The sequence below is a fragment of the Ensifer sp. ENS07 genome (assembly GCF_014852185.1).
GTDB lineage: Bacteria > Pseudomonadota > Alphaproteobacteria > Rhizobiales > Rhizobiaceae > Ensifer > Ensifer adhaerens.
Genome location: NZ_JACVBE010000009.1, coordinates 238,447 through 253,266, shown reverse-complemented (window position 1 = coordinate 253,266; position 14,820 = coordinate 238,447). Strand labels below are relative to the sequence as shown.

Annotated in this window: 13 protein-coding genes; 12 read left to right on the top strand and 1 reads right to left on the bottom strand. The window is 63.7% G+C overall.

Translation table 11 applies throughout. The features are described from left to right. The first annotated feature begins 95 nt into the window (after positions 1 to 95). The 5 genes from IB277_RS25095 to IB277_RS25075 are packed head-to-tail and all read left to right on the top strand — an operon-like array spanning position 96 to position 5,290. Positions 96 to 938: a metallophosphoesterase gene (locus IB277_RS25095; protein WP_110818803.1), complete on the top strand. Its 843-nt coding sequence runs from the start codon at positions 96 to 98 to the stop codon at positions 936 to 938. Beyond that, positions 935 to 2,101: an ABC transporter ATP-binding protein gene (locus tag IB277_RS25090; protein ID WP_110818802.1), complete on the top strand. Its 1,167-nt coding sequence runs from the start codon at positions 935 to 937 to the stop codon at positions 2,099 to 2,101. Before IB277_RS25095 ends, IB277_RS25090 begins: the two co-directional genes overlap by 4 nt. Further along, a complete protein-coding gene (locus IB277_RS25085) occupies positions 2,094 to 3,170 on the top strand; it encodes a carbohydrate ABC transporter permease (protein ID WP_244497343.1) in 1,077 nt (358 codons plus the stop codon). The genes IB277_RS25090 and IB277_RS25085 overlap by 8 nt, the downstream gene beginning before the upstream one ends. Next, complete coding sequence (locus IB277_RS25080; RefSeq protein ID WP_060521957.1) at positions 3,167 to 4,000, top strand: carbohydrate ABC transporter permease; 834 nt, start codon at positions 3,167 to 3,169, stop codon at positions 3,998 to 4,000. The genes IB277_RS25085 and IB277_RS25080 overlap by 4 nt, the downstream gene beginning before the upstream one ends. Positions 4,001 to 4,024: 24 nt before the next feature. Then, positions 4,025 to 5,290: an ABC transporter substrate-binding protein gene (locus IB277_RS25075; protein WP_192372002.1), complete on the top strand. Its 1,266-nt coding sequence runs from the start codon at positions 4,025 to 4,027 to the stop codon at positions 5,288 to 5,290. A 64-nt stretch (positions 5,291 to 5,354) separates the two neighbouring features. On the opposite strand, the gene IB277_RS25070 is transcribed toward IB277_RS25075, so the two are convergent. Next, positions 5,355 to 6,341 carry a LacI family DNA-binding transcriptional regulator gene (locus tag IB277_RS25070; RefSeq protein WP_060581048.1) on the bottom strand — a complete coding sequence of 329 codons (987 nt, stop codon included), beginning with the start codon at positions 6,339 to 6,341 and terminating at the stop codon, positions 5,355 to 5,357. Positions 6,342 to 6,576: 235 nt separating this feature from the next. On the opposite strand from IB277_RS25070, the gene IB277_RS25065 reads away from it, so the two are divergent. From IB277_RS25065 to IB277_RS25035, 7 genes are read left to right on the top strand one after another with little or no spacing between them, the layout of a single operon-like run. Then, positions 6,577 to 7,605, top strand: coding sequence for a substrate-binding domain-containing protein (locus IB277_RS25065; RefSeq protein ID WP_034805587.1), 1,029 nt, complete (start codon positions 6,577 to 6,579; stop codon positions 7,603 to 7,605). A 59-nt stretch (positions 7,606 to 7,664) separates the two neighbouring features. Continuing rightward, the gene (locus IB277_RS25060) at positions 7,665 to 9,206 is read left to right on the top strand and encodes a sugar ABC transporter ATP-binding protein (protein WP_192372001.1); all 1,542 of its coding nucleotides are present in this window, start codon (positions 7,665 to 7,667) and stop codon (positions 9,204 to 9,206) included. A gap of 28 nt (positions 9,207 to 9,234) precedes the next feature. Beyond that, a complete protein-coding gene (locus IB277_RS25055) occupies positions 9,235 to 10,224 on the top strand; it encodes an ABC transporter permease (protein WP_060521961.1) in 990 nt (329 codons plus the stop codon). A 2-nt stretch (positions 10,225 to 10,226) separates the two neighbouring features. Continuing rightward, a complete protein-coding gene (locus tag IB277_RS25050) occupies positions 10,227 to 11,237 on the top strand; it encodes a sugar-binding transcriptional regulator (protein ID WP_034805596.1) in 1,011 nt (336 codons plus the stop codon). Continuing rightward, complete coding sequence (locus IB277_RS25045; protein WP_060581045.1) at positions 11,234 to 12,229, top strand: aldo/keto reductase; 996 nt, start codon at positions 11,234 to 11,236, stop codon at positions 12,227 to 12,229. Before IB277_RS25050 ends, IB277_RS25045 begins: the two co-directional genes overlap by 4 nt. A gap of 12 nt (positions 12,230 to 12,241) precedes the next feature. Then, positions 12,242 to 13,990 carry a glycerol-3-phosphate dehydrogenase/oxidase gene (locus IB277_RS25040; protein WP_060581044.1) on the top strand — a complete coding sequence of 583 codons (1,749 nt, stop codon included), beginning with the start codon at positions 12,242 to 12,244 and terminating at the stop codon, positions 13,988 to 13,990. Beyond that, positions 13,987 to 14,805: a class I fructose-bisphosphate aldolase gene (locus tag IB277_RS25035; protein WP_180316482.1), complete on the top strand. Its 819-nt coding sequence runs from the start codon at positions 13,987 to 13,989 to the stop codon at positions 14,803 to 14,805. The genes IB277_RS25040 and IB277_RS25035 overlap by 4 nt, the downstream gene beginning before the upstream one ends. The last annotated feature ends 15 nt before the right edge of the window (positions 14,806 to 14,820 follow it).

Genomic DNA, 14,820 nt, shown 5'->3' with positions numbered 1-14,820 from the left:
ATGGCGGCTCCCTAAAGACTGCGGCCAACCGCAGAGAAGGGAAGTATCAGCCCTCCGACGCGGATACCGCACGCCATCGTCGGAGGCCCGTTTCCATGAAAATCGTCCAGATCAGCGACACCCATCTCAGCCCCGCCAAAAGCCACTTCAATGGCAATTGGGAACCGGTTCGCGCCTGGATCGAGGCGGTAAAACCCGATCTCGTCATCCACACCGGCGACGTCACCATCGATGGTGCCGACCACGAGGACGACATCACCTTCTCGCTCGATCTGATCGGCCAGCTCTCGATGCCGGTGCTGATCGTTCCCGGCAATCACGATGTCGGCCATCTGCCGGGTTCGCACCAGCCGGTGGATCCAGTTCGGCTTGCCCGCTGGCGCCGGCTCGCCGGTCCGGACTACTGGGGCCGCGACCATGGCGACTGGCGGCTGCTCGGCCTCAACAGCCTGCTGATCGGCTTCGAGGACGAAGAAGAAGACAGGCAGTTTGCCTGGCTGGAGGAACAGTTGCTCAGCCGCGACGGCCGCCGGGTGGCCGTCTTTGCCCACAAGCCGCTTTTCGTTGACGATCCGCAGGAAGGCGACACCGGCTACTGGGGCATCCGTCCGCGCCAGCGCCAACGCCTGTTTGATCTTTTCGCCGAAGCCGAGGTGGCGCTCCATGCAAGCGGCCACCTGCACTGGGCCTGGTCGGGCAAGCACGCCGGGACGTCTCTCGTCTGGGCGCCGCCGACCTCCTTCATCATTGATACGCTGGAACGGCCGATGCCGGGCGAGCGGCTGGTCGGCGCCGTCGTACACGAGTTTAGCGACGTCAACGTCAAAAGCGAGATCATCGCGGTGCCGGGACTGACCAGCCACCTGCTCGATCCGATCGTCGAAGAGGTCTACCCGCTGGCGGCCAAGAAGACGGTCCGTGTGGAGGCGGCGCAATGAGCGTGCTTTCGCTAGAGGGTATCACCAAGTCCTATGGCGGCAACGCGATCCTGAAGGGGGTTAGCCTGCAGGCGGAGGCGGGTGAGTTCATCGCGCTCGTTGGTCCTTCCGGCTGCGGCAAGAGCACGCTGTTGCGCATCGTCGCTGGTCTCGATCATGGCGACGGCGGCGAGATCGTCATCGGCGGCCGCAGTGTCGCGCGCATGGCGGCGGCCGATCGCAATGTCGCGATGGTCTTCCAGTCCTATGCCCTCTATCCGCACCTGACGACGGGCGAGAACATCGCCGTGCCGCTTGCGATGCGGCGGCTGACGGCGGCGCAGCGCCTGCCTGTGATCGGCAATCTGATGCCGGGGCAGAAGCAGATCCGCAGCGATATCCAGCGCCAGGTCAAGGAAATGGCGCTGGCGCTGAAGATCGATCACCTGCTCGACCGCAAGCCCGGCCAGATGTCCGGCGGCCAGCGCCAGCGCGTGGCGCTCGCCCGCGCCATGGTGCGTCGACCGGCCGTCTTCCTGATGGACGAGCCGCTCTCCAATCTCGATGCCAACCTGCGCGTCCATGCCCGCGGCGAGATCGTCGATCTCCACCGCCGCGCCGGCGTGCCGACGCTCTATGTCACCCACGACCAGTCGGAAGCGCTGTCGATGGCGGATCGAGTGGCGGTGATGATCGGCGGCAATCTCTTGCAACTGGCGACCCCGAAGGAGATCTACGACAACCCCTCCCATATCGAGGTCGCACGCTTCCTCGGCCAGCCGAAGATCAACGTGCTGGAGACCCGCACGGATACGGCGAGCATCGTGCGCTTCGGCGATCTGGTGCTTCTGGCAAGCCGCGGACAGGCGCCGGATGCTTCAGTGAAGCTCGCAATCCGCCCGGAATTCGTGCGCTTCCATGCGGCAAGCGCCGGCCGGTTGAGCGCGCGGGTCGAGCGTATGGAGTTCCTCGGCTCTGAGGTAATCGTTCACGCCCGCCTCGATGCGATCGGCGAGGTGGTCACTGCCAAGTCAGCACCTGCCGAGGCCGCGGCGCTCGCGATCGGTCAGCCCGTTGACGTCGAGTTCATGCCGGAACGGGCGATGCTGTTCGACGGCGAGGGCACCCGGCTGCCAGCCGAGCGGGTCGCTATCGCCGCGACGCTGGAGAAGATCCATGGCTAAGGCGGGTTCCAATCGGGATACGGCGGCAGGGGCGGCGGATTTCGTGGATACCGCCCTCTGCCCTGCCGGGCATCTCCCCCACAAGGGGGGAGATCGGCTGGAGGCAATGCCTCAGCATTCATCTCTGCGAGACGGCGCCCAGCCGGCGCAGCGGCTGCGGACCCAGACGGCGATCGGTGCCGCGACCACCGATCCCGATCGCCGCGAGGCCCGCATTGCCTGGCTGCTAGCGCTGCCGGCCATCACGCTGCTCGTCCTCTTCATCCTTTTACCGACCGCGGCGGTGATCGTTCTCGGTTTCACCGATTTCGAGCTCGGCTACGGCAGCTTCCGCTTTGTCGGCTTCGAGAACTATGCCGAACTCTTCAGCGACCGCACCTTCCGCCGCTCGCTCTGGAACACCACCATCTACACCGCGATCGTCACACCGGTTTCGATCGTGCTGGCGCTGGCAATCGCCATGCTGATCGAGGCGGAAACCAAGGGCCGGGCGTTCTTCCGCACGGTCTATTTCCTGCCGGTGGCCTCGCTGCTCGTCGCCATGGCGACGGTCTGGCAGTTCCTGTTTCACCCGACCATCGGCCCGATCAACACCTTCTTGGCCGTTTTCGGCATTGCCGGCCCCAACTGGCTCGGGGCCTCCGGCACGGTGCTCTATGGTCTGTCGATCATCGGCATCTGGCAGTCGGTCGGCTTCAACATGGTGCTGTTCCTTGCCGGTCTCACCGCCATCCCGCGCGAGCTCTATGCCGCAGCGGAAGTCGACGGCGCCAAGACCTGGTTCGATCGTTTCCGGCTGGTGACCTGGCCGATGCTCGGGCCGACGACGCTGTTCGTCACCACCATCAGCATCATCAACTCAGTGAAGGTGTTCGAGACGGTGAAGACGCTGACCGAGGGCGGTCCGAACAAGGCGTCGGAGGTGCTGCTCTTCACCATCTACCAGGAGGGCTTCGTCTATCTGCGCGTCGGCTATGCCTCGGCCATGACCGTCGTCTTCCTCGCCATCCTCGTCGTCCTGATGTTCCTGCAGTACCGCGTGCTCGACCGGAAGGTTCACTACGCATGACCAACACCATCTCCGTCACCCGCCTCATTCGCCTCGCCGTTCTCTCGTTTGGCGCGCTCATCTTCCTCGCGCCCTACATCTTCATGGTCTCGACCGCCGGCAAGGCTCAGAGCGAGATCTTCTCCTCGTCGCTGTCGCTGATCCCTGAGCAGTGGTCCTATATCGAGAACTTTTCCAAGGCGCTGTCGCGCGTCTCGATGACGACCCTGCTCTTCAACGGCGTTGTCGTCTGCGCGCTGATCTTCGTCATCCAGATCGTCGTCGCCATCCCTTGCGCCTATGCCATGGCGAAGCTGAAGTTTCGGGCGGCCCGCACCATGATGGTGCTGGTCATGCTCGGCCTCCTGGTGCCGATCCACGCAACCGCGCTGCCCATTTACGTGGCCTTCGACAGGTTGTCGGTGCTGAACAGCTACGCAGCGCTAGTGGCGCCGTTCTCGATCTCGGTGTTCGCGATCTTCCTGTTCCTGCAGTTTTTCCGCGCCATGCCCGACGATCTGATCCATGCGGCACGCCTCGACGGTATGTCTGAAGCCGGCATCGTCGCGCGCGTCATCGTGCCAAACGCCTGGCCGGCGATCACCGCCTTTGCAATCTTCTCGGTCGTCGCCCACTGGAACGATCTCTTCTGGCCGCTGATCGTCGTCACCAACCAGGACTATGCGACCCCGCCACTCGGCCTTCTCTACTTCCGCGCCGCGGAAGCCGGCGACGACTACGGCGCGCTGATGGCCGCGACCCTCATCATCACCCTTCCCCTCGTGACCGCGTTTCTGCTGGCGCAGAAGCGCTTTGTCGAGGGCATCACCATGACCGGTCTCAAAGGCTGAACGGTCCAACCTGGAGCGCAACCCATGACACATCTGAGACAGCTTTTCACCGCGGCTGCCGCATCGCTGATCCTCGCAGTCCCCGCCAACGCCGAGACCCAGCTGACGGTGCATTATCCGATGCCCGGCTTCTTCAAGGACGTGATGGATACGATCTCGAAGAAGTTCATGGACGAAAACCCGGATATCAAGATCACCTTCGCCAATCCGTCGGCGACTTATGAGGAAGGCATCCAGACGATCATGCGTCAGGCCGGAACGGCCGAGATGCCCGATCTCACCTTCATCGGCCTCAACCGCCTGCGCATGGTCAACGAGCGCGACGTCCCCGTTGATCTCGGCCCGTTCATCGCCAAGGACGGCAACATGGCCGAGCAGGGCTTTTCCGAAAACATCCTGAAGCTCGCCCAGGTGGGCGGCAAGCAGGTGGGCCTTGCCTTCGCCACCTCCAACCCGATCATGTATTACAACGCCGATCTCGTGCGCAAAGCCGGCGGCGACCCGGAAAACCCGCCGAAGACCTGGGACGAGGTCATTGCGCTTGGGGGCAAGATCAAGGCGCTTGGCGACGGCAACGAGGGCATCGATTTCCGCTGGCAGGGCGATGACTGGATGTTCTCCGCGCTGCTCTTCGGCGCCGGCGGCGAGATGCTGAGCGAAGACGAAAGCAAGGTTGCCTTCAACGGTCCCGAAGGTGAGAAGGCCGTCGAAGTGCTGGACCGCATGGTCAAGGAAGGCGGTCTGCCGGTTTTGACCAAGCAGGCCGGCGAGCAGGCCTTCGTTGCCGGCAAGGTCGGTTTCGCCTTCCAGACGACGGGCGCGCTGCGCAACACCATCAAGAATGTCGGCGACAAGTTCGACCTGCGCACTGCCCATATCCCGCTCATCGACCCGGCAAAGGGCAAGCTGCCGACCGGCGGCAACGCCGTCGTTATCCTGACGCGCGACGTCGAAAAGCAGGAAGCCGCCTGGAAGTTCGCGAAGTTCGCAGCCGGCCCCTATGGCGCCTCGGTTGTCGTTCCCGGCACCGGCTATGTGCCGAACAACGAGCTGGCCGCCAAGTCGCCTGAGTATCTCGCCAACTTCTACAAGGAAAACCCGCTGTTCCGCGCGGGTCTCGAGCAGATGGCGCTGATGCGCCCCTGGTATGCCTTCCCCGGTAGCAACGGGGTGAAGGTGACGCAGACGATCGTGGAGAACCTGTCGCGCATCGTCGAGCAGCAGGCCACGCCGAAGGAGGCGCTGGACGAGGCCGCGGCCGAAGTCGAAAGCCTGCTGCCGCGCAGCTGATCCTGTAACCAAATCGATCGACGCCGCCCCGAAGGAAACTTCGAGGCGGTGTTTTCGTGTTTGCTCACGCGAGCTGGCGAACAGTCCCGCCTGCGTAGAGTCGGCAGTCGAGATTGAGATGGCGGCAGCCCGACGCATTCTCGGCCATATCGAGCAACAGCGCCGCCGCTGCGAGCCCCATGTCGCCGTCGGGCATCGAGATGGTGGTGAGTGTTGGCGTCATCAGCCGGCCAAGCGCGATGCCGTCGAAGCCGGCGACGGAGACATCGTCAGGCACGGAAAGGCCTTCACGCCGCAGCGCTGCTATCACGCCGAGCGCCAGCAGATCGTTGGAAGCGATGATTGCGGTCGGGCGGTGCTGCGCAAGAACCGTCGCGAGGTCGAGGTTTTCATAGCCGTCGACGAAGGGGATCTCGACCGCCTCCATCGGCCGGGCGCCGGCTTCCTGCATAGCGGCCAAATAGCCGTCATAGCGCAGGCGCGCCCGGTCGGATGAACGGAAGTGGCCGGAGACGACGAGGATGCGGCGGTGACCATGGTCGAGGATGTGGCGGGTGAGATCGAAACCGGCCCGGTAATTGTCGACGGTGACGGCGGCAGCGAAGCGTGCGACCGGCCGGTTGTTGAGAAGCACCGTCGGCGGCAGCGCCGCCGAAAGCGCCTCGCTGGTCTTGGCGTCGCAGAGCGTCAGGATCAGACCGGTCGGCCGCTGTTCGAGCAGCGAGCGCACGGCGCGCGCCTCGAGTGCGGGATCATAATTGGATTGGGCGATCAGCACGCCATGGTTCGCCGCCTGCAAACGGTGCTGGATGCCGCCGAGCGAGGCGGCAAACACCGGGTTGGTGACGCTTGGCACCAGCACGCCGACGACGGGCTGGCTGCGGTTGGTGGCGCGTCCCGTGGCCGGCGACGGCCGGTAGCCGAGTTCGGCCGCCGCCCGGCGCACGCGACGCACCATCTCGTCGCTGACGGGACCTTCGCCCTTGAGCGCCCGCGATACGGTTGCCAGCGAGCAGCCGGCATGAAAGGCGATCTGTTGCAGGGTAACCATGATCGCGCTCTAACGGGTCTGCGTGACAGCTGATTGAAGGACCGGCCCCGAGGTTTTCCACGCCGCACGTGAATTATTATTCATGCTGTGAATTATATTGACAGAAGCTGAGTCCGCGGCTTAAATCGCAATCGTCGGAAGTCGAGGAGGAGTTCCGGCGAACTCATACATTCAGCGGCCGCAAACAAACGGCCCTATCGGTTTTTGGGAGGGGCTTCGGCCTCGAGGAGGACGCGTGCGCAAATTTCTCAGCACGACCGCTCTGGCGGTCATTGCAGCTTCGTTTTGGGCAGGTTCGGCAAGCGCCGAAACGGCGAACCCGTTTCGCTGCCAGCCCGGCGAAAAATACGTCATGAACGTCATGGTATCCGGCGTCGAATACTGGTTCCCGGTCTATGAAATGTTCAAACAGGCCGGCCAGCAGTTCGGCTGCGAGACCGAATATACCGGCACGCCGGAATATGACGTCAACAAGCAGATCGCCACTTTCGACCAGGCGCTTGCCCAGAACCCGGCCGGCATCCTGGTGCACCCGATGAACTCCGATCCGTTCATCGAGCCGATCAACCGGGCGATCGATCAGGGCACGGCAGTCGTCACCTTCGCTGCGGACTCGCCGCTGTCGAAGCGCGTCTCCTTCATCACCTCGGACAACACCCGCGAAGGCATCTATGCCGCCGACGCGATCGCCGAGAAGATGGGCGGCAAGGGCGAATATGCCGTTCTTGAAAACCCCGGCCAGGACAACCACGACAAGCGCATTACCGCCTTCGTCAATCGCATGGCCGAGAAGTGGCCCGACATGAAACTCGTCGGTCGCGCCGCCTCGAACCAGGATCCGAACAAGGCCTATCAGGGTCTGATGAGCCTCATCCAGGCCAATCCGAACCTCGGCGCCGTGTTCATGCCGGAAGCCAACTCCGCGATCGGTGCGGCCCAGGCCAGCAAGGAAAGCGGCGGCAAGGTCCTCGTCATGTGCGCCGACGTCAACGCCAACATCCTCGACATGATCAAGGCCGGCGAAGTCTTCGGTTCGATCAACCCGAACCAGGGCATGCAGGGCTATATGGGCTTCATGCTCCTGTGGATGGCCAAGCACCCGGAACTGATCGACCCGATGAACGACGCCAAGCGTTCCGGCTTCAACCCGATGAGCATCCCCTTCGTCGACAACGGCCTTTCGATCGTTACCGCCGAAAATGCCGATGACTTCTACTGGGACAAGTACCTGAAGCGTCGTGGCACCAAGGGCATCGACGAGTAAGATTGTGAATTGGCTGCCCGGTCGTTTCCGGGCAGCCAGGACTGCGGGTGGAGGACAGCATGACAGCACAACCGGTTCTGGAGGTCCGGCGCGTCACCAAGCATTTCGGTGCGGTGAAGGCGCTGACGGAGGTGGATTTTCGCCTCGAGCGGGGAGAGATCCACGCACTCTGCGGCGAAAACGGCGCAGGCAAATCCACGCTGATGAACATCATTGCCGGTGTGCTGCAGCCGAATGACGGCGAGGTGCTGGTGGATGGAGCGTCCGTGAAAATCGCCTCGCCGGCGACCGCCCAGACGCTCGGCATCGGCCTCGTCCACCAGGAAATCGCGCTCTGCCCGGATGCGACGGTGGCGGAAAACATGTTCATGGCGGCCACCAACCGCCGGCGCTCGCCGCTGATGAATTACGGCGCGCTCGAACGCGAAGCCCAGGTAGTGATGAACCGGCTGGCGCCGATCGACGTCCGCCGCAAGGTCGCCGACCTCGCCATTTCCAGCCAGCAGCTGGTCGAGATTGCCAAGGCGCTGACGCTCGACTGCCGCGTACTGATCCTCGATGAGCCGACCGCGGCGCTGACGGAAGCAGAAGCGCAGGCGCTGTTCGCCATCATCCGCGACCTGAAGGCCGCGGGCATATCGATCATCTATATCAGCCACCGCATGGCCGAGATTTTTTCGCTCTGCGACCGCGTCACCGTGTTTCGTGATGGCCGCCATGTGGTCACCGAGAAGATCGCCGACGTGACTGCTGACGATGTCGTGCGCCGCATGGTCGGCCGCGAGATCAGCCAGCTCTATCCGCAAAAGCAGGCGCCGGAGGCGCGGACGGACGAGACCATTCTCTCTGTGCGTGGCTTGAGCGATGACGACCGCATCGACACCGTTTCCTTCGATCTGAAGCGGGGCGAAATTCTTGGCATCGGCGGTCTGATCGGCTCCGGTCGTACCGAGATCGCCGAAGCGATCTGCGGTCTGAGGGCCAAGTCGAAGGGCGACATTACGCTGCGCGGAAAGCCGCAGCGCATCGGCAACTACCGCGACGCGGTCGATGCCGGCATCGTCTATCTCTCGGAGGATCGCAAGGGCTCCGGCGTCTTCGTCGACCTGTCGATCGCGCAGAATATTTCGGTGCTTGATCTGAAGACGCTGACCGGGCCGCTCGGATTGCTGAATTCCAGGGCCGAGGCCGATCTCGCCCGCGATTTCGTCCGCCGGCTCGGCGTGCGCATGGGCGGCATCGATATGCCGGTCTCGTCGCTCTCGGGCGGCAACCAGCAGAAGGTGGCGATTGCCAAGCAGCTCGCCGTTCGCCCGCAAGTGATCCTGATGGACGAGCCGACGCGCGGCATCGATGTCGGCGCCAAATCCGAAATCCACCGGCTGCTGCGCGAGCTTGCAGAAACCGGCATCGGCATTGTCGTGATCTCGTCGGAACTGCCGGAGCTGCTCGGGCTTTGCGACCGGGTTCTGGTCGTGCGCGAAGGCGCGATCGCCGGCGAGCTTGATGACAGAGAAATGAGCGAGGAGGCGGTGATCCGCCTGGCCTCAGGCGTGACGCAAACGGCCGAGGCTGGCCGGATGGTGGATCATGTCGCCTGAAAGAACTGATAGAGCCGGGGAGGCGGAAATGGCTGTTGATACGATGGTTGCAACGCATGCGCAGGCGCCCGCCTGGAAACGCATCGGCACGATGCGTGAGGCGGGGCTGATCGCGATCATCCTGGCGCTCGGTATCATCATGAGCTTTGCCTCGCCGCATTTTCTCACCTTCGGCAACATGCGCGCCATGCTGATGAGCTTTTCGGTCGAAGGCATCGTCGTCGTCGGCATGACGATCCTGCTCATTGTCGGCGGCATCGACCTCGCCGTCGGCTCGGTCGTCTGCTTTGCCATGGTGCTGGCCGGTTCGCTGTTTCTCGCCGGTGTCGATCCCTGGACGGCCTCGCTGGTCGGCATCCTCGCCAGCAGCATGATCGGCATGATCATGGGCTTCTTCGTCACCGTCGTCGGGCTCAATCATTTCATCACGTCGCTGGCGGCGATGGTGATCGTGCGCGGCCTCTGCCTCGTCATCACCAAGGGCACGCCGCTGTCGCTCTTCACGCTGCCGGCGTCGTTCAAGGCGGTCGGGCAGGGCACGTTCCACGGCGTGCCCTATGTCATCCTGATCTTCGTCGCCGTCGTCGTGCTCTTCGACTTCCTGCTGCGCCGGGCGACCGCCTTCCGCAAGGTCTTCTATACCGGCAGCAACGAGAAGGCGGCGCTCTATTCGGGCATCAAGACCAAGCAGGTGAAGTTCTGGGTTACGGTGCTTTGCTCGACGCTCGCAGGTGTCGCCGGCGTCATCTACATGTCGCGCTTCGGCGCCGCGACGCCCACCTTCGGGGTCGGTATGGAGCTCAACATCATCGCTGCGGCGGTCATCGGCGGCGCCTCGCTCAACGGTGGCTCGGGCACCATCCTCGGCGCCATCCTCGGTATCGCTCTTCTCTCGGTCGTCACCAGCTCGTTGATCCTGCTCGACGTCTCCGTCTATTGGCAGGACATGATCAAGGGGTGCATTCTCTTGGCTGCCGTTTCCATCGACCACCTGCTGCACAAGCGGAAGGCAGCCTGACCATGCCGATTGCCAAACCCATTTTGTCCCAGGCCTCAAGTGCGCGAGAAGAACTCGTCGTCGCGCGGCAGATGCACCAGGCGCTCGTCCTGCATTTCCTCGAAGGACTGACCCAGTCGCAGATCGCCGATCGGCTCGGCATCTCGCAGCCGACCGTTAACCGGCTGATCAAGCGCGGCCGTCAGCTTGGCCTGGTAGAGATCAAGATCAAGTCGCCGATCGAGCCCTTGGTCGACATGGAAGAGCAGTTGCTTGCGATCGGCGGCATCCGCCGGGCGATCGTCGTGCCGACCGTTTCCGACAATCAGCAGACCGCACTCCAGGCGGTCGGCGAGGCGGCAGCCCGGCTGCTGCTCGAGGAGATCGGCGATGGCGACACGATCTGCATCACCGGCGGCAAGGGTGTCAGTGCCGTCGTCGCGGGGCTGCAGGCGCCGCGCCGCTTCGATGTCGAGGTTATCCCCGGCACCGGCTGCGTCCAGGGCAAGCACTATACGGATGTGAACCACGTCTCGACGATGATGGCCGACCGGCTCGGCGGGCGGTCTTTCCAGATCCACGCGCCGCTCTTTGCCGACAGTGCCGCCGAGCGGGCGATGCTGATCAACATGCGCTCGGTGGCGGATGTCTTCGGGAGGGCGCGCGAAGCGAAGGTGGCGGTGGTCGGCATCGGTTCGATCCTTTCGGACGATTCGAGCTACTACGACCTGCATCCGTCTTCGAGCACCGACCGAGCGGCAATCGAGCGCTCTGGCGCAAGCTGCGAACTTCTCGCCCATCTGCTCGATGATGAGGGACGTGTCTGTGACTACAGCCTCAACCGGTCGCTGGTGTCACTGACGCTCGAGGAGTTCGCCTCGATCCCGACGAAGATCGGCGTGGCAAGTGGACCGAACAAGGCCGGACCGATCCTCAGCGTCATGCGGGGACACCACCTCGACACGCTGGTGACGGACGAGGCGACCGGCGAGCGCGTGCTCGCCATGGCAAGCGAAAAGGGACTTCTGGCATGAGCGGGGATCAATTGATGCGGGAGATCGGCCGATCGGGCGTGAAGGCTTCGGCCGTCGGGCTCGGCACCTGGGCGATCGGCGGCTGGATGTGGGGCGGCACGGACGAGCGGGAGTCGATTGCCGCGATCCAGGCTTCGCTCGACGCCGGTGTGACGCTGATCGATACGGCGCCGGCCTATGGCCTCGGCCGCTCGGAAGAGATCGTCGGCAAGGCATTGGCCGGACGCCGCGACAAGGCAATCATCGCCACCAAGTGCGGGCTCGTGTGGCATACGGACAAGGGCAAGCACTTCTTCGACCAGGACGGCAAGCCGGTGCACCGCTACCTCGGCCGAGATGCGATCCATCACGAGGTCGAGCAGAGCCTGAAGCGGCTCGACACCGATTACATCGACCTCTACATCACCCATTGGCAGGACCCGACGACGCCAATCGAGGAGACCATGGCCGCGCTCGAAGAGTTGCGCCAGGCGGGCAAGATCCGGGCGATCGGCGCCAGCAATGTCGGCCGTAGCGAACTGGAACAGTACATCGCGATCGGGGGGCTCGACGCGATCCAGGAACGCTTCAGCATGATCGATCGCGAGATCGAGTCGGAGCTTCTGCCGCTGACGCGGCGCAACGGCGTCGCCACGCTCAGCTACTCTTCGTTGGCGCTCGGCCTTCTCTCCGGCGGCATCGGACCGGAGCGGGTGTTTTCAGGCGACGACCAGCGGCGCGACAATCCGCGCTTCTCGGTCGGCAACCGCGAAAAGGTCGCGGCCTTTGCCAAGGCCATCCAGCCGGTCGCAGAAAAGCATGGCGCGACAATCGCCCAGATCGTCATTGCCTGGACGCTCTGCCAGGAGGGCGTGACTTTCGCGCTCTGCGGCGCACGCAATCCGGCGCAAGCGCTCGACAATGCAAGGGCCGGGACGATCCGGCTCGATCACGATGATCTCGCGGGGATCGACGCGGCCATCGCGGCGACGCTCGTCAACATGGACAGCTAACGGACTGCCATCATGAACCGGGAAGAGATTTTCAACGGGCTCCCCAAGAGCCCGAAGGTGGACGTGTGCGTCCTCGGCGGCGGCATCAACGGCCTCAGCGTCTTTCGTGAACTGGCGCTGCAGGGGGTGAACGTGCTGCTCGTCGAGAAGCACGACTACTGTTCGGGCGCGAGTGCGGCGCTGTCACGCATGGTGCATGGCGGTCTTCGCTATCTCGAAAATGGCGAGTTCAGCCTGGTCAGGGAATCGCTGGTCGAACGCGATCGGCTGCTGAAGAACGCGCCGCATTACGTGGCGCCGCTGCCCACGACCGTGCCGATCTTCGACATCTTCTCGGGCCTTGCCAATGGCGCGGTTCGCTTCCTGGGATTGACGCGGCGGCCAAGCCGCCGTGGCGCCGTCGCCGTCAAGATGGGCCTTGGCATCTATGATTTCCTGACGCGCAAGCGGGCGCTGATGCCGAAGCATGCCTTCCGCGGGCGGCGCACGACGCTTGCACGCTGGCCGGCGCTCAATCCCGACATCAAGAGTTCCGCGACCTATTACGACGCCTGGGTCAGCCAGCCGGAACGTCTCGGAATCGAGCTGTTGAAGGATGGGCTTGCCGCCGGTTCTCACGCGCAGGCGCTGAACTACGCCGAACTGACGCTGGCCGCACCCGGACGCTACGAACTGAAGGACGATGTCACCGGCGCGGTCGCTGCGATCGAGCCCGGCCTCATCATCAACGCCACCGGCGGCTGGATCGATATCGCCAACGGCGCACTGTTTCCCGCAACGTCGAAACCGGCCCCGTTGATGGGCGGCACCAAGGGCTCGCATCTGATCATCGACAATGCCCAACTCATGGAAGCGCTTAACGGCCACATGATCTATTACGAGAACGAGGATGGCCGCATCTGCATCCTCTTTCCATATCTCGGCAAGGTGCTGGTGGGCTCGACGGACATTCGTGTCGATGATCCCGAAACCGTGCGCTGCGAAGCCGACGAGCGCGACTACATCCTGCAGTCGCTCGCCTTCGTCCTGCCAGACATCCGGATCAGGCCGGAAGAGGTGGTGTTCCAGTTCTCGGGCGTACGGCCGCTGCCGGCGAGCCAGGACAGCTTCACCGGTCGCATCCCGCGCGACCATTTCTGCACCTTCGTGGAGGGTGTTGAGGGCGGTCCGCCGGTGCTCTGCATGATCGGCGGCAAATGGACGACGTTCCGCTCCTTCGGCGAAATGGCGGCCGACCTCACCCTGGAACGGCTCGCAAAACAGCGCCATGTCAGCACCGGAGAACGTGCCATCGGTGGCGGGCAAGACTATCCCTCCGATCGCGACCGATGGGTCGATGATGTTGCGGCAGCCACCGGGCTTTCGCGGGAGCGCATGCAAGTGCTTTTCGTCCGCTATGGAACGGGCGCGCGAGACGTTGCCGATCTCATCGCCGCCGGCGCTGACCATGCCTTGCCGCATCCGGATTACTCCGCGCGCGAGCTGCAATACCTGATCCGCAGCGAAGCCGTCGAACATCTCGAGGACCTGCTGCTGCGCCGCACGACGCTTGCAATCACCGGCGAGCTCTCGCTCGACATGGTGGATGCGGTGCTCGCCGTGCTTGCCATCGAAAAGCAATGGTTGCCGCCGCGTGTCGCGGTCGAGCGTAAGCGATTTCTTGCCCTTCTCGTCGAGCGCCATGGCGTCGACGAGGAAACCCTATCCGTACGGAACGAACAAAGGAGTGCATTATGCGAAACAACAGCAAGGTCCGGATGAACCGTCTGTTCGGCGGTGGACGTTGCCTCGACGTCGCGATCGATCATGGCGTCTGCAACGAACCCTCCTTCCTCAATGGTCTTGAAGACATGTCAGCCGTGGTCAAGGCGCTGGTCGCGGCCGCACCGGATGCGATCCAGATGAATTTTGGCCAGGCGGATCTGTTGCAGGAGGTGCCGGGCAAGGACAAGCCGGCGTTGGTCATGCGTCTCGACATGGGCAACCCCTATAACCGCATCCGCCACCGGCACATGTGGGCCGTGTTGCAGAACGAGGCCGAACCGTTGATCGGCGCGCTGGCGATGGACGCGGCCTGCGTCGTCGTCAACCTCTTCATGCTGCCGGACGAGCCCGATCTCTTCCGCCAATGCGTCGCCAACATCTCGCGCGTGCGGGCCGATTGCGACAAGTACGGCATGCCGTTGATGATCGAGCCCTTGGTGATGCAGCCGGTGACCGAGCATGGCGGCTACATGGTCGATGGCGATGCCGAGAAGATCGTGACGCTGACCCGGCTTGCGCGCGAGATGGGCGCTGACATCGTCAAGGCGGACCCGACCACCAATGCCGAGGATTTCCACCGGGTCGTCGAGGCTGCGCGCTGCCCGGTTCTCGTGCGTGGCGGCGGCAAGGAGGACTTGCGCAACGTCTTCGACAAGTCGGCGGCCTTGATGCGTCAGGGCGCAATGGGCATGGTCTATGGGCGCAACATCTACCAGCACGCCAATCCGAGCGCCGTTGTGCGCGGCCTGATGGCGATCATCCATGAGGATGTAAGCGGCGAAGAAGCATACGCGCTCTACCAGCGCGGTTGAAATCGCTCAGCCGGA